The sequence below is a fragment of the Paenibacillus sp. TSM33 genome (assembly GCF_056099025.1).
Genome location: NZ_JBLZXB010000018.1, coordinates 90,052 through 112,610, shown reverse-complemented (window position 1 = coordinate 112,610; position 22,559 = coordinate 90,052). Strand labels below are relative to the sequence as shown.

At 45.9% G+C, this 22,559-nt stretch carries 21 protein-coding genes, 1 tRNA gene, 2 pseudogenes and 1 riboswitch; of the genes and pseudogenes, 11 read left to right on the top strand and 13 right to left on the bottom strand.

The features are described 5' to 3' along the window. Positions 1 to 72 precede the first annotated feature (72 nt). Complete coding sequence (locus ACN6NF_RS19505) at positions 73 to 711, top strand: TetR/AcrR family transcriptional regulator (protein ID WP_474319152.1); 639 nt, start codon at positions 73 to 75, stop codon at positions 709 to 711. A gap of 104 nt (positions 712 to 815) precedes the next feature. Beyond that, positions 816 to 1,601: an SDR family NAD(P)-dependent oxidoreductase gene (locus ACN6NF_RS19500; protein ID WP_474319151.1), complete on the top strand. Its 786-nt coding sequence runs from the start codon at positions 816 to 818 to the stop codon at positions 1,599 to 1,601. A 149-nt stretch (positions 1,602 to 1,750) separates the two neighbouring features. Here ACN6NF_RS19500 and ACN6NF_RS19495 read toward each other — a convergent pair whose 3' ends face one another. Beyond that, positions 1,751 to 2,188 (bottom strand): GNAT family N-acetyltransferase, encoded by a 438-nt coding sequence (locus tag ACN6NF_RS19495; RefSeq protein ID WP_474319150.1) that lies wholly within the window; start codon positions 2,186 to 2,188, stop codon positions 1,751 to 1,753. A gap of 74 nt (positions 2,189 to 2,262) precedes the next feature. Further along, complete coding sequence (locus ACN6NF_RS19490; RefSeq protein WP_474319149.1) at positions 2,263 to 2,820, bottom strand: phosphatidylglycerophosphatase A family protein; 558 nt, start codon at positions 2,818 to 2,820, stop codon at positions 2,263 to 2,265. A 153-nt stretch (positions 2,821 to 2,973) separates the two neighbouring features. Here ACN6NF_RS19490 and ACN6NF_RS19485 point away from each other — a divergent pair, with 153 nt between their 5' ends. The 3 genes from ACN6NF_RS19485 to ACN6NF_RS19475 all read left to right on the top strand — a co-directional run bounded on the left by ACN6NF_RS19485 (position 2,974) and on the right by ACN6NF_RS19475 (position 5,519). After that, a complete protein-coding gene (locus ACN6NF_RS19485) occupies positions 2,974 to 4,032 on the top strand; it encodes a GerMN domain-containing protein (protein ID WP_016818532.1) in 1,059 nt (352 codons plus the stop codon). A 93-nt stretch (positions 4,033 to 4,125) separates the two neighbouring features. Continuing rightward, positions 4,126 to 4,887, top strand: a complete 762-nt coding sequence (gene rph, locus ACN6NF_RS19480; RefSeq protein WP_013372747.1) for a ribonuclease PH — start codon at positions 4,126 to 4,128, stop codon at positions 4,885 to 4,887. Next, positions 4,887 to 5,519, top strand: a complete 633-nt coding sequence (locus tag ACN6NF_RS19475; RefSeq protein ID WP_013372746.1) for an XTP/dITP diphosphatase — start codon at positions 4,887 to 4,889, stop codon at positions 5,517 to 5,519. The genes rph and ACN6NF_RS19475 overlap by 1 nt, the downstream gene beginning before the upstream one ends. A 167-nt stretch (positions 5,520 to 5,686) precedes the next feature. Here ACN6NF_RS19475 and asnB read toward each other — a convergent pair whose 3' ends face one another. Then, positions 5,687 to 7,531 (bottom strand): asparagine synthase (glutamine-hydrolyzing), encoded by a 1,845-nt coding sequence (asnB, locus tag ACN6NF_RS19470; protein ID WP_474319148.1) that lies wholly within the window; start codon positions 7,529 to 7,531, stop codon positions 5,687 to 5,689. Positions 7,532 to 7,693: 162 nt separating this feature from the next. Between asnB and ACN6NF_RS19465 the strand changes: the two genes are divergently transcribed. After that, entirely contained in the window at positions 7,694 to 8,053 is a 360-nt protein-coding gene (locus tag ACN6NF_RS19465; RefSeq protein ID WP_031462108.1) for a hypothetical protein, read from the top strand. Between the two features lie 308 nt (positions 8,054 to 8,361). On the opposite strand, the gene ACN6NF_RS19460 is transcribed toward ACN6NF_RS19465, so the two are convergent. Then, complete coding sequence (locus ACN6NF_RS19460; RefSeq protein ID WP_474319147.1) at positions 8,362 to 8,655, bottom strand: magnetosome magnetite crystal formation protein family; 294 nt, start codon at positions 8,653 to 8,655, stop codon at positions 8,362 to 8,364. A gap of 176 nt (positions 8,656 to 8,831) precedes the next feature. Here ACN6NF_RS19460 and ACN6NF_RS19455 point away from each other — a divergent pair. Continuing rightward, positions 8,832 to 8,905 (top strand) — tRNA-Arg (locus ACN6NF_RS19455). A 208-nt stretch (positions 8,906 to 9,113) separates the two neighbouring features. Here ACN6NF_RS19455 and ACN6NF_RS19450 read toward each other — a convergent pair. Beyond that, a pseudogene (locus ACN6NF_RS19450) lies at positions 9,114 to 9,368 on the bottom strand (transposase); the annotation flags it as partial. Positions 9,369 to 9,731: 363 nt separating this feature from the next. Here ACN6NF_RS19450 and ACN6NF_RS19445 point away from each other — a divergent pair. Then, positions 9,732 to 10,634 carry a PhzF family isomerase gene (locus ACN6NF_RS19445; protein ID WP_474319146.1) on the top strand — a complete coding sequence of 301 codons (903 nt, stop codon included), beginning with the start codon at positions 9,732 to 9,734 and terminating at the stop codon, positions 10,632 to 10,634. A gap of 91 nt (positions 10,635 to 10,725) precedes the next feature. Here ACN6NF_RS19445 and ACN6NF_RS19440 read toward each other — a convergent pair. Then, a pseudogene (locus tag ACN6NF_RS19440) lies at positions 10,726 to 11,081 on the bottom strand (transposase family protein); the annotation flags it as partial. Between the two features lie 294 nt (positions 11,082 to 11,375). Further along, a complete protein-coding gene (locus ACN6NF_RS19435; protein WP_474319145.1) occupies positions 11,376 to 12,731 on the bottom strand; it encodes a 6-phospho-beta-glucosidase in 1,356 nt (451 codons plus the stop codon). Between the two features lie 185 nt (positions 12,732 to 12,916). Between ACN6NF_RS19435 and ACN6NF_RS19430 the strand changes: the two genes are divergently transcribed. Next, the gene (locus ACN6NF_RS19430) at positions 12,917 to 13,885 is read left to right on the top strand and encodes a LacI family DNA-binding transcriptional regulator (RefSeq protein ID WP_474319144.1); all 969 of its coding nucleotides are present in this window, start codon (positions 12,917 to 12,919) and stop codon (positions 13,883 to 13,885) included. A 281-nt stretch (positions 13,886 to 14,166) separates the two neighbouring features. Here ACN6NF_RS19430 and ACN6NF_RS19425 read toward each other — a convergent pair whose 3' ends face one another. Continuing rightward, complete coding sequence (locus ACN6NF_RS19425) at positions 14,167 to 15,078, bottom strand: arginase family protein (protein ID WP_474319143.1); 912 nt, start codon at positions 15,076 to 15,078, stop codon at positions 14,167 to 14,169. Positions 15,079 to 15,182: 104 nt separating this feature from the next. Between ACN6NF_RS19425 and ACN6NF_RS19420 the strand changes: the two genes are divergently transcribed. After that, positions 15,183 to 15,524 carry a winged helix-turn-helix transcriptional regulator gene (locus tag ACN6NF_RS19420; RefSeq protein ID WP_474319142.1) on the top strand — a complete coding sequence of 114 codons (342 nt, stop codon included), beginning with the start codon at positions 15,183 to 15,185 and terminating at the stop codon, positions 15,522 to 15,524. A gap of 407 nt (positions 15,525 to 15,931) precedes the next feature. On the opposite strand, the gene thiE is transcribed toward ACN6NF_RS19420, so the two are convergent. The 5 genes from thiE to ACN6NF_RS19395 all read right to left on the bottom strand — a co-directional run bounded on the left by thiE (position 15,932) and on the right by ACN6NF_RS19395 (position 21,035). Beyond that, positions 15,932 to 16,621, bottom strand: a complete 690-nt coding sequence (gene thiE / locus ACN6NF_RS19415; RefSeq protein ID WP_474319141.1) for a thiamine phosphate synthase — start codon at positions 16,619 to 16,621, stop codon at positions 15,932 to 15,934. Next, positions 16,618 to 17,448: a bifunctional hydroxymethylpyrimidine kinase/phosphomethylpyrimidine kinase gene (thiD, locus tag ACN6NF_RS19410; RefSeq protein WP_474319140.1), complete on the bottom strand. Its 831-nt coding sequence runs from the start codon at positions 17,446 to 17,448 to the stop codon at positions 16,618 to 16,620. The genes thiE and thiD overlap by 4 nt, the downstream gene beginning before the upstream one ends. Further along, positions 17,445 to 18,287, bottom strand: a complete 843-nt coding sequence (thiM, locus tag ACN6NF_RS19405; RefSeq protein WP_474319139.1) for a hydroxyethylthiazole kinase — start codon at positions 18,285 to 18,287, stop codon at positions 17,445 to 17,447. The genes thiD and thiM overlap by 4 nt, the downstream gene beginning before the upstream one ends. A 28-nt stretch (positions 18,288 to 18,315) precedes the next feature. Continuing rightward, positions 18,316 to 19,005 carry a thiaminase II gene (gene tenA, locus ACN6NF_RS19400; protein WP_474319138.1) on the bottom strand — a complete coding sequence of 230 codons (690 nt, stop codon included), beginning with the start codon at positions 19,003 to 19,005 and terminating at the stop codon, positions 18,316 to 18,318. Positions 19,006 to 19,138: 133 nt separating this feature from the next. Next, a riboswitch (TPP riboswitch) is annotated at positions 19,139 to 19,241 on the bottom strand. A gap of 72 nt (positions 19,242 to 19,313) precedes the next feature. Then, a complete protein-coding gene (locus ACN6NF_RS19395; protein ID WP_474319137.1) occupies positions 19,314 to 21,035 on the bottom strand; it encodes an NAD-dependent malic enzyme in 1,722 nt (573 codons plus the stop codon). A 398-nt stretch (positions 21,036 to 21,433) separates the two neighbouring features. On the opposite strand from ACN6NF_RS19395, the gene ACN6NF_RS19390 reads away from it, so the two are divergent. Further along, the gene (locus ACN6NF_RS19390; protein ID WP_474319136.1) at positions 21,434 to 22,555 is read left to right on the top strand and encodes a glycosyltransferase; all 1,122 of its coding nucleotides are present in this window, start codon (positions 21,434 to 21,436) and stop codon (positions 22,553 to 22,555) included. Positions 22,556 to 22,559: the final 4 nt, after the last annotated feature.

The window sequence follows — 22,559 nt, the reverse complement described above, 5'->3', positions numbered from 1 at the left end:
TTTAGGGATGGAATACTATGGTTCACATAGGAAACGATGTTTCCAAGATGAGCAAAGGAAGTGCATTGAATGATGTCTGAGCCATCGCAACCTTATAGAACCTATTCTGAGGTGAAGTTACAGCAACAGCAATTGCTCCGTAAAAATGTGATTGATGCCGCATGCATCCTTCTTGTAGAAGAAGGGCCTGAGGCTGTGACTGTACGGCGAGTTGCACAGAAATTAAGCTGTTCCACCAAGATCATTTACAGTATTTTTGGCAGTAAGGATGGTCTTGCCAATGAGATGTATCTGGATGGATGCCGGCTGTTGGCTGAAACCTTTCAACAAGTACCTGTTACGAAAAACGTACTCGCTGATCTGGAAGCTTTATGCTGGGCATATTGGGAATTTGCGCGGCTTCATTCAGCCTATTACAAAATGATGTTTGGCGGGGCATTATCTGATTTTAAGCCGGATGAACAGAGCTTGGAGGGTACCACAACGGCATTATCGCGAATCTTGCAAACCGTCATACTTGCTATGGAGCAGGGAGCACTGAAAGAGCAGGACCCACTGCTGGTTGTCCGAATGCTGTGGTCAGCTTTACACGGGGTGATACATCTACAATTTGCAGGTCATTTTTTGACTGTGGACATGGCCCAAGAGGTGTATGCATTTACACTGAAGAATACGCTCGATGTATGTAAACCCTCTTCATCTCCAGCGTAAATATGAAGTGTACTGAGGTCGTCATCGTGATGACTTCAGTTCATTATAGAATAGTGGTAACAGTGTTTCTGAAATAAAACAACGATACTATGGAGGTCATCATCATGTTTAGGTATGCAAACAAAACAGCACTCATCACAGGGGCTTCATCCGGGATTGGTGAGGCATTTGCCTATTCGCTCGCGGCTAAGCAATGTAATCTCATTTTGGTAGCGCGCAATGAAAAAAAACTAAAAGCACTGGCGAAAGAACTCTCCGCTAAATATAACGTAAAAGCTACGGTGATTGCGCTGGATCTATCTTCGTCAGGAGCTCCCCGAACATTGCATCAGGAGGTTCAAAATCAACAACTCAAGGTAGATCTTCTGATCAACAACGCCGGTTTTGCCACCTACGGGTACTTTGAGCAGGTTTCAGGAGAAAGACAGCATGAGGAAGTGATGCTCAATGTGGCTGCTTTAGTCGATATCACACATGCATTTATGCCTGATTTATTGCGTAACCGGGATGGGGGACTCATCAATGTTTCATCCACCGCTGCATTTCAGCCCGATCCCTATATGGCCGTATATGGAGCAACCAAAGCATTCGTACTTTCTTTTAGCGAAGCGCTGTGGGCCGAAAATCGTAAACGGGGACTCAAAGTGCTCGCCCTCTGTCCAGGTGCAACCGAAACCTCATTTTTTGATGTAGTAGGCTCCAGTGAAGCCTCTGTGGGTTCCAGAGAGACACCCCAGACTGTCGTCCATAATGCCTTGAAAGCATTTGAAAAAGGGCGCAGTCATATGATATCGGGTCGACAAAACTATTGGGTAGCTCAAGTATCGCGATTTTTCTCTCGTCAATCCACACTTAACATTGTAGAACGTACGCTACGACCTCAAAATTGATTGCAATTTATGAATCAAGATAGCCTATACTTTAATCGTCAGGATTACGCTCAATAAGCTGAGATCTCTTATATGCCGGGTCTGGTCGGTTCTAGCTCAATTGAATCAGACCCGGCGTTCCTCTTTATATAGATCAAGCGTTCATGGTGTTATGCCAGACCTCGCGAATATAATAAAATCCCATCTCGCTTCTCCCAGCCGTTAGCTGACCAGAAGCGTTGACCTCCTATGTTATGCTCCATCACAAACAGATGGCATTTATCAATACCTTCTTTAAGCAAAGCAGATAACGCTTTATCCACCAGTCTGGGCGCAATCCCATGACCACGATGTTCTGTGGCTACACCCAGATGATACAGGAACCCTCTGCGACTATCATGGCCTGCCAAAATCGTGCCTATGATGTCTCCAGCGTACTCACAGACAAAGCTAAGTCCTTCATTCCGCTGTAAAAAGCGTGCAATCCGTTCCGGTGAATCGGCCTCACTCAATCCTAACCCGTCTAAGCCATTCCATAGTGCAATAGCTTGGTCATAATCGTCAGCCTGCATTGTACGGAATGTATATCCATCAGTTACGCTTGCCATGTCTCTAGTTCTCCTCTTGCCTTGTATATATCTATTGTACGCCAACGCATTGTTTGCAATTAGCGTGTCATTGTTTACCGTGTTGTATTCGGTGCGCTTTCTTCTCCAAGCTCCTGCTCGCGCTCTGCCTGCTTGCGATGGGCGATACGACTGCTGGCCGAGGCTGCGATTGCACCCACAATATCGTCCAGAAACGTATGAATCGGTCCAAGGCTTTTATCGTTCAGGCGTTCCAGCACACCCGGTTTGAGCTTATCGACATAACCGTAATTGGTAAATCCAATACTGCCGTACACATTAACGATGGAGAAGGCTAGGATTTCATCCACTCCGTATAATCCCTCGTCATGCTCAATCATATCCTGCAATGGGGGAAGAAGAGCACCCTGTTCCGCAAGAATATCTAGCTGGATGCCCGTAAGCACGGCATTTTGAACCTCGCGCTTCATCAACACCTTGTCCACATTGTCCATACATTCTTCCATCGTTAGGTTCGGGTAATATTTTTTCTGTAGAAGCATAACCAGTTCTGCGATTTCAGTCATACTTACACCACGCTTGTGCAGCCACTCACGGGTGGCATCGGCTACCTTTTTACTATTCAGGCTGTAAGGTACTTTTTTCTTGTCCATAAAGTTGAAGTTACCCTCCTCGTGTAGATCCTAATGTTCTACTGCAATTATGACCAGTGTGTCCAGTCTGCTAAAAAAATAGTTATTTTTTACGCGGGGCTCGTATACATATTAGTACAATCTGTACAAAATTGTTAGGGAGGAACTTCATTTATGAACATAAAACACCCATGGCGTATGACCTCTGTAGCCGGGCTGCTATCCCTGCCCCTGTTGTTGTCCGGATGCAGCCTTTTCGGCAACGAAGCCGCGTCCATTGACCCTCCGCCGTCCACGACAGAGCAGTCCATGATTAAGGCTGTAACCGGAAAAGCACCTGCCACTACCGGGCAGTTGAGGGCTGTTTTTTTGCAAGATCATAACGGCTTGCTGGCCCCTGTATCTTTACCGATTGCTTCAGGCGATGTACAGGCAGATGCCAAGTCGGCGCTGGAAACACTGGTTGAGGGCGGACCTTATGCCGGCTTATTACCAGAAGGATTTAAAGGTGTACTGCCTCAGGGTACAGAAGTGAAAAGTGTGACAGTGGACAAGGATAACAAGCTGGCTGTTGTCGAATTTAACAAATCTTTCGCCAACTATAAGCCACAGGAAGAACGCAAATTAATGGAAAGCTTGACTTGGACCTTGACCGATCGTCCCGATATTAAAAGCGTGCAGATTTGGGTGGATGGTAAAAAGCTGAACGAAATGCCTGTTGGCGGCACACCGCTCGACCATCCGCTGACGCGCGCAGTAGGGATTAATTTGGAGGTCGGTCATGGCGTGACTCCCCTGGATTCCAGTCCGGTCACCGTATATTTCTCTTCATCTTCGCCTGCTGGAGTACAATATTATGTACCTGTAACACGACTGGTCAGTCCGGAAAAAGATCGTGTCCAGTCCGCTCTGCATCAATTAATTCAAGGGCCACAGACCAAGGATGGATTGCAGGAAGTGATGACAGGGGAGACGGCGCTGAAATCGGTAGAACGCTCCAAAGATAACGTCATTACGGTATCACTCTCGGATGATATGTTTGCCAAAGGGGAGGCCGTACCTGCTGAATTTTTGGAATCGGTCGTACTGACAGCAGCGGACAATTCGGATGATGCGGTTAAAACGAAGATTCGGATTGAACTGAATGGTGAGAAAAGCGTGATTGGACAAAATAATCAAAATTATGGAGAGCCTGTAGCCAAGCCGCAGCACATTAACGAAATTCCTCTTTAAGGACAGGGAATCGTCCTTGGGGTGCTTTTGCCTGCACACTTTGGTAAAATAAACATATAAGAACAGGTTGCATACGACGTAGGAGGAAAAAGCATGAGTAGATCTAACGGACGAAACGGTGATGAGCTGCGCCCGATGAAATTGACAGCAGGAGTAAATAAATACGCGGAGGGCTCTGTTTTTATAGAGGTTGGCGAGACGAAAGTCATCTGTACGGCTACAGTGGAAGAACGCGTTCCCCCCTTTATGAAGGGCCAAGGAAAAGGCTGGGTGACCGCCGAATATTCCATGCTTCCGCGGGCGACACATAGCCGCAATCAGCGTGAAGCTGCGCGCGGCAAGTTGACAGGCCGTACTATGGAAATTCAGCGTCTGATCGGAAGAGCGTTGCGTTCGGTTGTCAATTTGCAGGCGCTTGGTGAACGGACGATTACGTTGGACTGTGACGTCATTCAGGCGGACGGCGGGACACGTACAACCTCCATTACCGGTTCTTTCGTAGCATTGGCGATTGCAGTAAATAAAATTGCGATCCAGCACAAGTTGCCTGTTTTCCCTATTACGGATTTCCTGGCTTCTGTCAGCGTAGGGGTTGTTGGTGACAAGGCGCTGCTGGATCTGAATTATGAAGAGGATTCAAAGGCCAAGGTGGACATGAATCTCGTCATGACTGGCAGTGGAAAGTACGTTGAGCTGCAAGGTACAGGGGAAGAAAGCCCATTCGACCGTCAGGAATTGGATCAGCTGCTTAGCTTGGGCGAACAAGGGATTCTGCAAATGATTGAGCGCCAAAAAGAAGTGCTCGGACCGATTGCTGATAAGATTGGTGCTGGACGTACAGGAGCTGGGGCCTAATGCGACTGGATGGTCCGGTTGTCATTGTCGCTACGAAGAATAAAGGGAAGGTGCGGGAATTTGCACATGCTTTTGCGCCGTTTGGCAAGGAAGTCAGAAGTATGTACGATTATCCAGACATTCCTGATGTCGTTGAGGATGGCACAACCTTTGCCGAAAATGCGCTGAAAAAAGCCAAAGCGGTGGGAGATGTGCTCGGATTGCCTGTGCTGGCCGATGATTCCGGCCTGTGCGTGGATTTGCTGGACGGTGCGCCAGGCGTATATTCGGCCCGTTATGCGGGAGAAGGCGCCAGCGATCACGAAAACAATATCAAGCTGCTTGATGTTCTGGAATCAAAGCAGCTTGGTGATGATACCGGACAGCCTTTGCTAAGCCCGGCTCAATTCGTCTGTACCTTGATTCTGTATAATCCACAGACTGGGGAGACGTTGGAATCGACGGGCTCCGTGGAGGGCTGGATTACGACTGAAACCGCGGGCAGCGGTGGGTTTGGGTATGATCCGCTGTTCTATTTGCCAGAGTTTGAAAAGACAATGGCGGAGCTGACGTTGGAACAAAAGCAGGCTATCAGTCACCGAGGCATAGCCCTGCGTAATTTGGCAACAAAGCTGGGAAATCCACAGGCATAGTTTGGTAGCAGGGCGAATAATATACCTGTCATATACGAAAAAAAGGCTATCCGTCAGTCATAGGCTGCGGATAGCCTTTTTGGTATTTTCTGTTCCACGTATCGTATGCATCGAGAAAAACAGGCGGTTACCACCTCATAATTTACGGCTTAAGCAGTTAGCACATTTTATCGAATAGCCACCTTGTAAGTGCGCAGCCAGTTATCCACTTGCGTCAAGTAAGCAAACAACTGAGGACCCGACATTAGCTGGCCAAACCAAGGCAGATTGGTGGATGCCTCCGGTGAGGCGGCAATATCCCGTATCTTTTTCGTATCGATCAGCTTGAGCAGTGGGGAAGAGGAATCATCCAGCAGTTGCAGCGTCTGCTTTTTCACAGCAGCAAGATAGGAGGGATTATGCGTTTTGGGATACGGGCTTTTTTTACGATAAAGCACATCATCCGGCAATACGCCCTCCAGCGCTTTGCGCAAAATACCTTTTTCACGTCCGCCTGTCATCTTAATGCTCCACGGAATGTTCCATACATATTGCACCAACCGATGATCGCAATACGGCACCCGTACTTCGAGTCCGACCCCCATACTCATCCGATCCTTGCGATCCAGCAGGGTAGGCATAAAGCGGGTGATGTTCAAATAGGACATGACGCGCATTTGTGCAGCTTTTCCTGTTTCTCCCGGTAGCTTCGGTACTTCTCCGACTGCTTCTGAGTAACGGTCGTTCAAATACTCCAGCGGCTTGATCCAGTCCCGCACTTCGGGGGATAGCAGACTCGCTCTCATATCGGGAGCAACCGCCCACGGGAATGTGCCTGAGTTCAGCATATCCTCCCGATGGAACCACGGATATCCGCCAAACACTTCATCCGCTGCTTCACCAGAAATGGCAACGGTAGCCCCTTTTTTAATCTCCCGGCAAAAGAGATACAGTGACGAATCCACGTCTGCCATTCCGGGTAAATCCCGCGTTAGCGTGGAGTTGTTCAGAGCTGCAACAACTTCTGGTGTATCGAATTCAATCCAGTGATGATTTGTCCCTAGTTCATCAACCATCCGCTGTATCCAGGGAGCATCGGCTCCGGGCTGGAACGCATGGGCTTTAAAATGCTTGTCGTTGTCCACATAATCGACCGAATACGTATGAACTTGTCCCTGCCCGGTACGTTTGTAATAATCAACTGCTAATGCGGACAGAGCACTTGAATCCAGTCCGCCAGACAATAAGGTACATACCGGTACATCCGAAATAAGCTGCCGCTCAACGGTATCCATTAACAGTTCTCGTACCTTGAGTGCCGTTTCTTCGGTGTTATCCTCATGCGCAATGCTTTCCAGCTTCCAATAGGCTTGAATGCGTACGCCGTCGCGGCTGTAGGTGAGGGTATGTCCGGGACGCAGCTCCTTCATCGACGAATAGACGCCGTGTCCGGGGGTGCGTGCAGGCCCAATGATAAAAATTTCTGCCAATCCCTCGGCATCCACTGCTGCCTCTACCGCTGGATGCTGGAGCAGGGCTTTCGGTTCAGAGCCAAATACGAATATATCTTCAGTTTGGCTATAAAATAGGGGCTTCACTCCCAGTCGATCTCGTGCGAGAAATACTTGCTCTCGTTCACTATCCCAGACCGCAAAGGCAAAAATGCCGTTCAACCGATCTACACAATCCGGGCCCCATTCGATATAAGATTCGAGCAGTACCTCTGTGTCACATTGTGTACGGAAAAAATGCCCGCGTTGTTGCAGCTCTTTTTTCAGCTCAGGCGCGTTATATATTTCCCCGTTATATACAATCGTATAAGTGATATCCTCAAGCTGCCGGATCATGGGCTGAGCGCCGTTTTCCGGGTCCATTACGCTTAGTCTTCGGTGTCCGAAGGCACACGGATTGGATATCCAGGTACCCGCAGCATCCGGTCCGCGATCGGAGAGCGTTTGCGTCATATTCAGCAGCAGCTCAGATTGATGCATTAAATCTCCGTTCCACTGTATGAAACCTGTAATTCCGCACATGTATATTCATCCTCTCTTTGTCGTGTTCATCCAGTGTTGGAATGAATCAAAAACTAAATCCCCAGTTCATCAGTATATATGCCGAAATGAAGCATAAAATGTCTGTCCGTTCCGAAAACTACAGATGGGGCAACCCGCCACTCGTGAGGAAGGAGGGAGACCATGTACTACATCAAGGATGCCAAAATCCGCCGCTTCACTGAACTTGACGGAGTGCGCTGTGCTGAGGTAGAAGTGCGTCCCGGTGCCGCAGATGACCCCGAGCTGCTGGTTTATATTACAGCCACGAATCAGAAGGATGGTCAGCCTGACTATGACATGGTACGGATCATCCGCAATGATGCCGACCTGGAGCTGGATTGGTATGACAATAATCTGCATTCGGCATTTGAAGAAGTGACCGACAAGGCTTTTACGGATTCTACGCACATTACCGCTGGTGAAGAACGGGAAAAGTTCAAAAGAGAATTACTCTCCTATGGGCAGCTTAGTACAGAGTTTGCCAAGGAGTTCGGGGCATGAGGATATGGTGTGCTATACCTCGGATTTTGTTAATTTGGACACCGACGCCATCGCCAGATCAGCGTGAAAGGAGGGGGAAATCATAGACGGCAAAGCGAAGTATAAGAAAAACAAAGGCAGCAGTTATATTCATAACAATGAGTTCGCGGAAGAAGTGCTGGAGAAAAACGTAAGACATGAGGTACGAAGAAGTCCTAAACGCTTTGGGAATAAATAAGTTACCAGTGAACTAAAGCAACTCATCAAAAATGATCCCAAAGAAGCCTCCATATTCGGCAAATTTGCGAATGCAGGAGGCTTCTTTTGCATTAGGCCGCTTCACGTAGCGTCATGATCCCTTTGTAGATGTTATAGACAAAAACGCCGAGATAGACCACTACGAATAGCAGTACATACCCGATAACCGAACCTGCATGATTGGCAGTGATAATAAAATAAACTAGCGGAATCGCCGCAATAATGGGGAAAATGTGCGATAAAATGGCTTTTTTCGCGTGTCCCTGAACATATTCGTCCCGGACTGCAATCCACACAATGACCGGCACCAGAAAAGGTGCGAAAAAAATGCTAAAATAACAAAGTGAAGACAACAGGCCCCTCACGGATTAACCCCTCCTTTTTGGCATCGTTCTTTGTACATAATACCCCGTTAGCGTCCAAATGATTCCTTTTGCAGCCTGCTTTCCTGTATAATGAAAAAAATGCTTTTGACAGTTGCACAAAATGTGATATAATCATTAATGCACTGAATACATAAGGTTTTATGGATTATCATTTTGTCCCAGTAGCTCAGCTGGATAGAGCAACGGCCTTCTAAGCCGTCGGTCGGGGGTTCGAATCCCTCCTGGGACGTAATTAAATCAGTCACATACCGTTGATATAAATGGATTTGTGAGAAATTAGGGCTTCGGTCAGGGCTTCGGTCACTGATGCAGAATCCCTTTTTTTTATATTACGGATTGTCAAGCTAAGTGGGACAGTTCCTCTGAAAAGGAGGGTCTGTCAAAAGTTTTATGAAAACTCTTTCAGGCACAGATTCCCCCGAGGGGGAAGTAGCGATTTATCGCAAGTGTTGACCGACCCGATCGGGGAAAAAGACCGACATCTGGAGCAACATTTGGCCTCAGTTTTGGACACGACCTGTCCATTTTCGAGTGACGTCGATGGTAGCCAGATAGAGCAGATTAAGTAAGGCTTCATCGGTAGGAAGGATGCTTCTTCCTTTCGTCACCTTAAGAAGTTGGCGATGGTAGCTCTCAATCCTATTGGTGGTGTAGATGAGTCTGCGAATCTCTAGTGGGTATTTAAAAAAGGTAGCGAACTCATCCCAATGGGTTCGCCACCTGTTGAATGGCTGATTCAGATTCAGCACGTTCTTCTTCAGTGCACCTCTTGTTTAATGAATTGAGTTACTCAACAGGCGTGGCAGAATCTAAAAGTATCTATAATCATAAAAGATTTTTTCCATTTTTAGATAAGGATTGAGAAGACCATTTCAGCTAACTGCGGCTTTAGTTTAATAACAATCTTCCATAAAAGAGCGCGATTCTATAATAAGGATCAGTTCGTTTTCATTAAAGGGCCATATTACATCTTTTAATTTAAGTGAAACTGCCTAAAAAGTATGTTAATATCAGATTTAATAGACAGACAAACTAGTATTTATAGAGGCGAAATTATGAAAAAATATAGAATATATCAAGTAGACTCATTTACAAAAAGTAGATTTCATGGTAACCCTGCTGGGGTTGTTCCAAATGCAAATGGACTTACAGATGATCAGATGCAGAGAATTGCAAGAGAATTAAATAATTCGGAAACTGCATTTATTTTTAAAACAGATTCTTCAAATTATAATGTTGAAGTAAGATTTTTTACTCCAACAACAGAGGTTCCAATTTGTGGTCATGCAACAGTAGCAGCACATTACATTTATGCAATTGAGAGAAAAGCTGAAACTGGAAGAATTATTCAGAAAACAAAAGCAGGTATATTGCCTGTTGATGTTATAAAGCATGAAGATGACTATTCTATTGTAATGACACAGGGAGAACCTTCTGTATCAGAGCCTTTAAATGATGAAATAAGAAGTCAGATTGCAAATGCGTTAGGTATTTCTTGTAAAGATATTTGCATGGAATATCCAGTTGCGATATCTTCAACAGGTCATTCTAAGGTAATGGTTCCGATTTACTCCAATGAAATACTACATAGTTTAAAACCTGATTTGCAGAAGCTTACAGAAATCAGCAAGCATATTGGATGTAATGGATATTATGTTTTTACATTAAATCCACAAGAGGATATATTGGTTCACGGAAGAATGTTTGCTCCTGCAATTGGAATAGCTGAAGACCCGGTGACAGGAAATGCAAATGGACCGCTTGGAGCCTATTTGGTACACTATAACATTTTGCAAAATGAGAATGAGCAGTCTTTTGATTTTGATATTTTACAAGGTGAGGCAATCAAAAGAGAGGGAACAATGCATGTTCATGTGAAAAAGGAACAGGGAAAACCCGTATTAGTTCAAATTACGGGGAAAGCGGTTATTGCTTTTTCAACGGAGATCATACTTTAAAAAGTCTAACAAATTTATCAATAAGCTTAATGACGGATTGTCAAGCCAAGTGCGACAGTTCCTCTGAAAAGGATTCGTGAGCGGTTCTCCAGCCCAGACACTTACGTGAACGTACTTCTTTCGGATGCTGGAAAATCGACTTGCCCACACCATACTTCCCCCGTGTCTCAGAGGGCTTCTGACGCTTGCCTTTGTGCCTGAGAACAGCCAGCGATAGATCGTTTTAAAGCACACGAACTCCTGTCCTTCTTGACGGTGTCGTTCTGTGATTTGCTCAGGAGACCAGGTCGCTTGAAGCTTGTCTTCGATGATGCCAGCAAGCTCTGGCGTCCATTTGCCTACAGGAATTGAAGTCCGACGTCGCTGGACATAACTCTTCTGAGATGTCTCAGCACGGTAAGACCCCCCTGACCCATTATTCCGGCGGAGCTCTTGGCAAATCGTAGCAGGGTTTGAAGCTACTGTTCCCAATAAAGATTGAACCTTTATTTATAAGAGCATCTTTAACAGTCAAAAAGCCTATTAATGTTGAAATAATAAGGTTTTATGATATTAGTAACACTAGGTGGCTTTAAATGTGGAATTATAAAATTAAGGTAATCTACACATCCTCTACATATAAATTTGACAAACCCAATAACACCAACGTCCTAGCAAGTACTCCTGGGACGTATAGCAAAAAGCTTCCTACATGCATGTAGGAAGCTTTTTTGTGTTCCAGCAGGATGATTGCTGCTAGCTTTATACCGTCGCCGTCGCCTTCTCCTTCTCCTTATGAGCAAAGAATTGAGGCAAATGCTCTTTGTGTGCTTCCAGCAATTCATCCAGCACGGTTTGAGCAATGTCCCCGCTTGGTACGAGCGGATTCAGGGTGAAGGCTTGCAGTGCTGTTGCATAGTCACCGGTGACCGCCGCTTCAATTGTCAGTTCTTCCATTGCCTTCATAACTTGCAGCAGGCCTCGTTGTGCTGGAGGGAATTTGCCGAAGTTAACGGGCTCCGCACCATGGGCGCGAATGACACTAGTTACTTCGATGGCGCTATCATAAGGGACATCATCAATCGCACCATTGTTACGCGTACTAACTACCATCAATGTGCCTTTGTTGTTATAAATGGAATTAATGATTTCACAGGCAGCATCGCTGTAATGCGCACCGCCGCGTTTGGATAATTCCTCTGGTTTGTAATCCAGATTTGGATCTTTGTACAATTCAAACAGACTTTCTTCCAGACGTTTGACCACTTGTCCCCGAGTTCCTTCGTTTTTGGCTTCCTCTAATTCTTCCTTAAGCATGTTATCGGTCATGTAGTAATACCGATGGTAAGGACAAGGCAGCATTTTCAAGTGACGAACCTGATCATACAGGAAGTACATGTTCTTAATATTCTCAACGACCTTCTCCGGTTTTGCGCCAGGCGCATACAGTCCTTCTATGACCTGCTCTGTTAATTCGGCTCCGGTTTTGTCATAAACTTTGTGCCAATGCAGGTGGTTAATCCCTGCAAACTTAAAGAACAGTTCTTCTTCCGGTTTGTCCAGCACCGCTGATGCACTCTTGATCGCGCCGATGGGAACATTGCATAATCCGATAACTTTATCCCACTGACCATAACGAAGCACCGCTTCAGTAACCATACCCGCAGGGTTGGTGAAATTAATCAACCATGCATTGGGACACAGTTCTTTCATATCTTCAACGATGCTGAGGATAACGGGGATGGTGCGAAAAGCTTTGAACATGCCCCCGGCCCCATTGGTTTCCTGACCGATCATGCCGTGTTTTAAAGGAATGCTTTCATCTTTAATCCGGGCTTCCAGCAAGCCTACCCGAAATTGAGTCGTGACAAAATCGGCATCTTTCAAGGCTTCCCGGCGATCCAGCGTCAAGTGTACCTCACAATCAATGCCAGCGGCCTTCACCATCCGTTGAGCCATGGCTCCCACGATCTCCAGCTTTTCACGTCCTGCCTCAATATCTACCAGCCATAATTCCCGAATGGGAAGCTCTGCATAGCGTTTGATAAAGCCTTCTACTAATTCTGGTGTATAGCTGGAGCCTCCACCAATGGTTGCAATTTTTATGCCTTTTTTCATAGTTAGTGCCTCCTAAGTATGTTTTTTAAACCGTTTTCTTAAGCACAAGTTCACTGTAATCCCTGTAATGCATTACAGGTCAAGCGCTTTTAAAAAACCTATTTTCGGAGGGTGACAACTATAGGACGTGACCATGAACACGCTTAACCCGAACATGCTAAAATAGAAAGAACGAGGTGAGATATGTGGCGAATATTCATGAAATTGCAAAGCTGGCGGGCGTATCCTCGGCAACGGTGTCCCGTGTCATTAATAACCATCCATACGTAAGTGAACCGACAAGGCAGCGTGTGCAGGAGGTCATAGACCAACTGGATTATGTTCCTAATTTGAATGCGGTTTCATTAAAAAAGGGCATGACCAAGCTCATAGGAATTATTTCGATTTCTTTTAATGATTCTTTGGGTTTATTTGTGCGTGGATTTACAACCTATGCTCAGGAGCATGGTTTTAATATAACGTTGTTTATTACGAATGGGGAAAAGGAACGGGAGCTTGAAGCACTGGAAATGTTGCGGAGAAAGCAACTGGACGCCTTGGTCTGTATGATTCGCGTCAATGAGTGGAGTGTGATTGAACACTACACCAAATATGGTCCAATTGTGACGTGGCAGCGTGTGAAGATTGAGGCAATTCCGTCTGTATTTATGGATCAGTATCAGGGGTACATGCTTGCGCTGGAGCATCTGTATGCCAAAGGCTATCGCAACATTGTGAATGTATATGGGAATATGAGGGGGCTGAATACGAAGGAGCGCATACGAGCTTATCATGATTTTTGCCAAAAATATGATTTGGACGCCGATGCCTTCACTCATTTTTATGGTTTAAATTCAATCGAAGCGGGTGAACAAATTGCCCACTGGTGGGGTGAACAGCCCAACAAGCCTGATGCCTTCGCATGTTCTACCGACTATTTGGCTGCAGGGCTGTTGACCGAAGTACGCAGGCTCGGTGTTTCTGTACCGAGTGAGGTTGCAGTGGTGGGCTTTGATAACACCGAAATTTCACATTTGCTTGATTTAACCACCATCCATTACCCGATTGACAAGCAAGCGGAAAATGGATTCATCATGATTCGAAATGCCCTAGAGGGGCTTCATGAAGAATTACATCCTTTGGAATTCAAATTAGTAGAGCGAGCGACTACTTGACCTCCTGATTATTCCTTTTTATTCGGTACTGAGCTATTCAAGTCACATAATTGAGGTGTTATTTTATGTAGATTCTTTGCTTTGCACGTCCAACTTCTTTTTTGAAGAGTTCCTTAATCCAGTACTAAAATTAATAAATGAAAATAAAAAATAAAAAAGGACTCCATAACAGCATAAATCCCCAGGAGTCCTTTCTTTACACAATACTCTAATTCAAACGAATTTCTAATAATTCCATTACGAAAATTAAGTCAAATTACATGTACAGATTATGAGTAAAATTAATTATTTAAAATAGGTATTTCCCCAAGCAGATTCTTCAAGTTAATGGAATCCCACGGCATATGTTCGGTTATACCTAACCCAACTACATCGGTTTCTTCAGATAGTTCTTTAATCAGATGAAGTAGTTGAGGTATTTGCATTGTTCCCGCAGGAGAAAGATTATAGGGAGCTTCAGGGTTGGCGAATATTAAAGAACGAAATACTTTTGGATCAAGTACATCTAAATCAAGGTGAATCGCCAGGTGCTTGATGCCGCTTTCTTTAATCCATTCTTTTATAGATGCGGTACTGGTCGTTAACTCTTGGGTCCCAGCAGTTCGAATCCCTAATCTTTGAATTACTTCAGTATCTGTTTCTGTAGTGGTAACACCTAGCTTTTGAAATGTCTCTGAAAATTCTTTTGTTTCTTCTTCTGTAGGAGCTGCTAATCCAGCGATAAAGACATTTTCAGGTTTAAGAGGAATTTTCACATGTTTTGCGAACTCCTCATCTCCTTCTCCCAAAAGGTTCCCAAGCGGTAATGTATGTCCGTTATCATAGCCCACATATCTAACTAAATCACTGTGAGCATCAATCCAAATTAATCCTAATTCTCCGCCGTATCGTTCGTTTAAATAGGCAAATGGGGCTTGCTCGACTAAGCAGTCACCACCAAACATTACTATGCGATCTGGCTTATGAGCGTCAATGATATGTTGAGCAGCCTCTAATTGTTCAAGTAGCTGTTTTCTCCCATACATACCGTTCTCGTTGGCAAGCGGAGTTCCATCATAAGCTTGAACTGGAACATGAATAAGGGGTTGAGCATTGTCTGGGGCTAGCCAAGCCAGCAGTTCAGCTCCAAAAGAGTAGTTAGGATTGTTTCCTCCTTGCCATTGCGGCATTAACAGGCGTATTGTTTTAGTCATATTTTCTCTCCTTTACTTCAAATTACGGTTAGTATAAACTGAACGCAAATAAAAACGTAGTACGCACTAATTTGATAGGTACTACCCGAAAGGATAGTGTGAATATGAGTATGGCTGAATTTAAAGGTAAAGTTAAAAATATTCAAGATACACCTTTTGGTTATACATTGTCTGTTATTGGTGGTAAATGGAAAATGGTTATTATTTATCTTCTGGCCGAAAACCAAGTGGTTCGCTTTAATGATCTAAAAAGACAAATCGGAGCTATTACATATAAAACGCTGAGTTCACAGCTAAAGGAATTGGAAGCGGATGGATTGGTGAATCGGAAAGAGTATCCGCAAGTTCCCCCTAAAGTCGAGTACAGCCTCACAGAAAAAGCGGAAACACTATTGCCTGTTTTGGAAGGGTTATGTGAGTGGGGAACCCAAAACCAATATAATTAAATATCGTTTTCTAATTGTTCTCGAATGCTATACGAATATTAGAAAAGACGATTGACATATATTTATAGTTAATCAGGTATTCAACAAGCTCAAGTGTACTGGGGATAGAAAGCTTAAAAATCAGTATCTTTTGGGGGGGATATTTTTGACTATGGCGATTATTTTATTTATAGCGAATATTCTACTTATTCTTGTTTCAATCGTTGGTATTGTTCTGTTCATGGGGATATTGTATAGGGGGTACATTTTGCTAGGATTACTTATTGCTGAGAAAAAGAACACAAGAATTCAAGTTGTTAAAGATTAATTTGTTACAACACAGAGCCTCATTCCTACTTTATTAGTGGAAATGAGGCTCTTGCGTGAATTATAGAAGTGACAAGGGTGAAGGAAGGTATATAGCATTTCTATAGTTTTGGGGACATCCCCGGATGGTTGATGCTTAGCAATACCTTTTGTTTTAATTCCTCTGCAGCAGCTCGAATCTGTTTTGCCTGCGTCACAGCCGAAATCACCGCTACACCATCGGCACCCGCACCTACCACTTCCTCCACACGGTCTACCGTAATGCCACCGATCCCGACGATCGGAAGGTCAATTCCCGCTTTGCGTATCTCATGCAAAATGGCTGGACCCCGCACGGCGTGAGCATCGTCCTTTGAGATGGTGGGATAGATGGGCCCGACGCCGAGATAGTCCGCACCTTGCAGAATGGCTCGACGTGCTTCCTCAATCGTATGCGCGGAGACGCCCAGAATTCGGTTTCCAATTCGCGCGCGTACAGAATCAGCCGATTCATCGTCCTGACCGATGTGGACGCCGTCGGCATTGAGCTCAAGAGCCAGCTCCACATCGTCATTGACGATAAAGGGGATACCAGCGTGGCGGCACAGATCTTGTAGCTGACGCGCAAGTTTGAACATAGGACTCCCTGTTAACGCGCCGCGGCCCTTTTCCCGGAACTGGATCATGGTTGTGCCACCAGATAGAGCCTCCTGCACGACCCGACTTGGTTCCGTAAGGCAGTTCATGCTTCCGAGAACCAGATACATCTGTAAATGTCGCCGCATCATCTCAGGTAATATCCGGCCGCTCATTGAAGGATCTCCTGACGACGGCGGTAGGCCCAATGATTGGTTGGACCGTGTCCCTGTCCCAAATACAACGTATCCTCAATCGCTGCCTGAATAAAGGCTCTTCCATTCAAAATAGCTTCCGGTACAGATATGCCTTTCCCTAATTCAGCGGTAATCGCTGCTGAAAACGTGCATCCTGTTCCGTGTGTATGGACAGTCCGCACCCGCTTGCCGCCCAGCTCTGTAAAGGCTGTTCCGTCAAAGAGGAGATCAATGACCTGACCGCTATTCTCGCTCTCCTCATCGTGGCCGCCCTTGATCACAACGAACTTGGGGCCCAGGCTGCTAATATGTCTCGCAGCTTCGCGGCGATCCTCCATCGTACGTACGCTTATCCCGGTTAAGGCCTCCGCTTCCGGGATATTTGGTGTGACGACCAGAGCCAAGGGGAGCAGGTCGTCGTTCAAAGCCTGCACCGCCTCGGGTTGCAGCAGCTTTGCGCCCCCTTTGGCAATCATTACAGGATCGACGACAACCTTTTCCCAGCCGAACTTTCGAATCTGCTCGGCCACAAGACGGATGATGCCTGCATCAAACAGCATGCCAGTCTTTAGGGCGTCGACTCCAAGATCTGACCCTACAGCTTCGATCTGTTGCGCTGTTGCTTCCTGTGGCAGCGGATATACACCGTGAACTCCCAAAGTATTTTGTACCGTTATGGCCGTAATAGCCGACATACCGTATACGCCAAGCTCCTGAAAGGTTTTGAGATCGGCTTGAATTCCAGCCCCGCCGCCGCTGTCTGAACCGGCAATCGTCAGCGCTCTCGGTACATGCACGTCTTTCATCGCGCACCACCTGCTGTAGTCGTTCCGGCTTTACGGATCGTGACATGCCCCTCCAGCGAACCAGTATGTAGTTTGGCAAGCTCGTCGAGAAAGGCAATCTGGAAGCTGCCCGGCCCTAGCTTTGCGGTATGCTCTGCGGCTCGGGAAGCCGCTGCACCGTAAAATGCCAAACCTGCTGTACCTGCGAGCAGCAGGTTGGGTTCAACTGCTGCAAAGGCGCCCAACACAGAGGTCAGCAGGCAGCCTGTTCCGGTTACCTTCGTAAGCAGCGCGTCTCCGCCACTAATCAATCGTACTTCAACCCCATCGGTGATGACGTCCTCTTTTCCAGTGATGGCAACCATGGTATGGAGCGTTTGCGCAGCCCGAACTGCCAGATCGACATTACTGCTGTCAGCACTGCCGCCTGCATCTACCCCCTTAATCTCACGGGCTTCTCCGATTAGATGGGCGACTTCGGCTGCATTGCCCCGGACTAGTGAGATTTTAACTTCTTTTAGGATCCGCAGTGCTGACTCGGTTCTAAAGCTAGTCGCTCCCGCACCGACCGGATCGAGCAGAACTGGAACACCATGAGCATTCGCCGATTGTCCAGCCATGATCATGGCATCCACCAGCTCACGGTTTAGCGTACCGATATTTAACACGACGGCGCCCGCTATTTTTGCCATATCTGCTACTTCCTCGGGCGCATAAGCCATCACCGGGGAAGCGCCCAGCGCATACAGGCCGTTGGCTGTAAAGTTGGTGACTACCACGTTGGTTATATTATGAACGAGGGGGTTGCTGTTTTGTACCTTTGTCAGGAGCTCCGAATAACTTTGTTCCCATATATTCATTATGTTTATCCTCTCTCATCTATACTGATTATTCCAAGACCGTAGCGTGCATTTGGACGGGCCATTGTTCCTGCTTATAAGCCATATCCCAGAACATATATTCCAGCTGGCAGCTTAGCATAAAATGCTCAATCATCCGCTCTCGCTCGGCAGCCGTGGCGACTTTCGCCCAAGCGTCCACACGCTCTCGATATTTGGAAGTTACGTCTTCAATCTGGTTACCATAGAAGCGAATCCACTCATAGAACGGATGAGACTCGTCTGGCCTTACCTCATCCATTAGCCTGCGTCCAATTTCAAGATATGTCCATGGACATGGCAGCAGCACGGCCATGATTTCCCCAAGACTACCCTCATGTGCGACTGTCAGCATATGGCGGATATAATGATGAGCGGACGGGGCAAGTGGATATCCCTGCATCTCTTCATAAGTGACACCTGCGATAGCACAAAAATTTTGATGCGGATGGACCTCGCTGTGGAGAATAAAAGAGATCTGTTCGTTAAATACAGCCATATCCTCCCGGCTCGTGCTTTTGGAGATCGCGATGCCGTAAATCCGCATGTAGGCGTTCAAATATTCAAAGTCTTGTTTTACATAGTGAATCAGCTGTTCCCTTGTTAAATTTCCTTCAGCAATACCTCTCACAAAGGGATGCTCATAAATGGCTTGAAAAATGCCATCCGCCTGCCGACGGAGCTCTTGCGAAAAGCTCATTTCCCCACCTCCAACAAAAATGGAGAACAAGAAGTCCCGTAAGATACAATTCTCGGAACAACGCCAAAAAGCCGCCCCGAAAACTGGAGCGGCTTCAATATAGGTTCAATGCGCAAAAACGCTTGAAACCTTATATACGAAGGCTCCACTTTCCTACGCTAGTACGAACTAGATCAGGTTCAAAGGGTCCAAGATTCATTCTTGTCTCAGCCATAGTGGCTCCCCTAGTGGACTTTCCTATTCTTTTGACTAATACTGTACATTCGTTCCCTATGTTATGTCAAACCGCTTTTGATTCGGGTGAAGAATTAGTGAGGGTGATGGACTATACTTTCCACGGCTTTGACCTTCACATATTCCGGTTTCCACATCGCATCCCGAATGGCTTGTTCAATATTTGGAAGGTGTGCCTGAGCTACCTGATCCTGAATTGCGGCCTTTGCTACCGCAACCGCAACCGCGAACGAGACATCACGTAATTTTCGGATATGGGGCAGCAGTGCACCGCCAAGTTCATTTGAATCTACGGCATTGGCAACGGCATCAGCAGCTGCGGTAAACATGGAAGGAGTGATTCTTTTAGCCTTGACCACAATCGCACCCAGACCCAGTCCCGGGAAAATAAAGGCATTGTTCGCCTGTCCAATTTCAAATTTCGTACCGTTATAGGTAACGGGCTCAAAGGGACTTCCCGTAGCAATCAATGCTTTGCCATCAGTCCATCGTATCAAATCCTCGGGTACCGCTTCAGCAAGGTTGGTAGGATTGGACATGGGCATAATGATCGGGCGTTCCACATGCTTTGCCATTTCCTTGATAATCTCTTCAGAAAAGGCACCCGCTACACCGGAAGTCCCAATCAAAATTGTAGGTTTTACCTGACGGATGACCTCCAGCAACGGTATTTTATCGTCTTCCGAACGGGACCATGAGCTGATTTCTTCCTTTCTACGCACATATGGTTTCTGATAATCCAGTACATCTTCCATATCGTCCGTTAATAGCCCACGATAATCAAAGGCCCAAAACGACCTGAATGAATCTTCTTCAGGAAGCCCGTCCTCGATCATAGCGCTCCGTATTTGGTCGGCGTTACCGATTCCTGCTGCCCCTGGACCAAAGACAAGTATTTTTTGTTCACGCAGCGGAGTTTTGGTGACACCTACCGCCGAAACAATCGCAGCCAATGTCACTGCTCCTGTGCCTTGGATGTCATCATTGAAGGTGAGAATGTTCTGACCGTATTTCCCTATAATGTGTCGTGCGTTCACGCTGCCCACATCCTCCCAATGCAAAAGCGCCTTCGGGAATTGGGTTAACGTTTTACTAATAAAGGTATCAATAAATTGATGATAGGCTTCTCCGCGAACTCGTTTATGGCGGTTTCCGATGTATAGCGGATCATTCAGCAGCTTCTCGTTATTCGTGCCGACATCCAGTACAATGGGCAGCACCCGCCCGGGATGAATGCCTGCCGCAGCTGTATATACAGCAAGTTTGCCAATAGCAATGTTAATTCCCCCGACACCCCAGTCACCAATTCCCAAAATACTTTCTGAATCCGTCACGACGATCAGGTCAACATCCTCACTACGCAAGCCGGAATTATAGAACGCCTGTCCAATTCCGTTCGGATTATCTATTGATAAATATACGCCCCCAGGGCGGTTGTACTCATGGCTGTATTCTTGAATGGCGGTTCCTACAGTCGGTGTGTAGACTACAGGCAGCATTTCACTCAGATGGTCGGTTAGCAGTCGATAGTAGAGTACGACATTTCGATTGTGAAGGTCGTTAAGTGAAGCATTTTTACGCAGCATGGTGGGCTGTGCCAGGAATTGCTGATATGCCCGAACGCTCTGTTTCTCCAATGAAAGGACGGTGGGAGGAAGAATTCCTTCCAAGCCCAGTTCTCTGCGTTCTTCTTCTGTAAATGCCACACCTTTGTTCAATAGAGGGTTTGCTAGCACGTCCTTTCCTCGTAAGGGAGTAGATAATGACCCATCACGATTGACATGAAATGCTTCCATAAAAAGACCTTCTTTCTCTATGTTTTTAATGATTATTCATGATGAAAGATGACATGTTGACCATAGTATGGACGTACAAATTGGTTTTATTCGTCTTTCAATCTATGACAAAATGACCATATGTGTATCTTTTTATTAATCCTATAGAACTAATTTTGGTTTCGAATTAACCTCGTAATTCGCACAGTTATAGTCTTAATGAATCAGGTCTAAATACTCTGTTTTTATCAAATATGAAAATTAGTTTTTCCTCTCTTGAATGCTTAGATATCAAGGGATGTGAGCTATTTTGTTAAGAAAATATGAAGTATTTGGACATTAATTTAATCTTACTAAGCAAACATTTTTAATTCTTTTTCAACAAAATAGAATTATTCGGAGGAAAAGGAGAGGTTTGTGTGCAGGGACCTATAGCCATTTTTAGCGATAACAACAGGGCTATTGATTATCCCAATGTGATTTGTTTTTACCAGTATATACAGTGTGAAGACACGGAGGCAGCTTCAGTCTACGAGGGCGCAAGTTGCTGCCTGATAGATTATAGGGAGCCGGGACAAGCCGTGCGGAAAGCTAATCAGATCCGTAGCCAATTTCCGCAAATGCCATTGCTATTAGTGACGGATGTAACCTTTCCGTTCAGTGATCAGCATATGGTGCAAATTATCGGAGTAGGCCGATTGCGTCTGCTATTTTGGCAAGCTAATGATACCGAAGAAATACTTTCTGAAATACAAAGCTTGCTCTATCCCGAGTATTCGACCAAAAGCCAACATGTTGCATTCATCTTGTCTGTATACAACGAAGAGAAACGTTTTGTTCATGTCAAAACCTTTGCTGAGCGACTGCAAGTCTTTATCCGCAGCCATATTATAGAGGGTTCGATTTATCTCATTGATGATGGCAGCCATGATGGCACGAATGCCTTGATTAAAGCGCTGGAGTCAGCAACGGACTTGTCCGTAAACCGGATTAACCAGAACCTGAGTCCACTGCTTCAAACAAGGGAATTGGGACGCAATACGCGCAAGGCAGGGACGTATCTGGAAGGAATGCGGACCATCGGTGCGGATTACTACGTATTTGTGGATGCGGACGATTCCTTTTTTATTGAGGACATTGCCAGAATGATTAATGTTGTTCAGCAGGGCTACTATGATGTTGTGATCGGAACCAAAGATATGACCGCCGAGAATCGTTCTTTATTGCGATCTATCGTCAGCTTTGGCAAACGGATCGTTTCTCGCCCCTTTTTACCAACAGGTGTGGTAGATTCCCAGACGGGTCTTAAAGTGATGAGCTCGGTTGCCGTGAAGCGGATGTTTCCACATTTGAAGGAGCAACTCGGACTAGCGCTGGATCTGGAGATGATGTTTATTGCCAAGCGACTTCAGCTTCGTGTGCTGCAATTACCAGTCAAATGCATTGACCGAGATGGCTCGCACATTCATGTCTGGAAGGATTCCATTCGTTTTTTGCGCTCTATCATTGAGATTTGGCGACTGGATCGGCGGGTGAGATAACCAC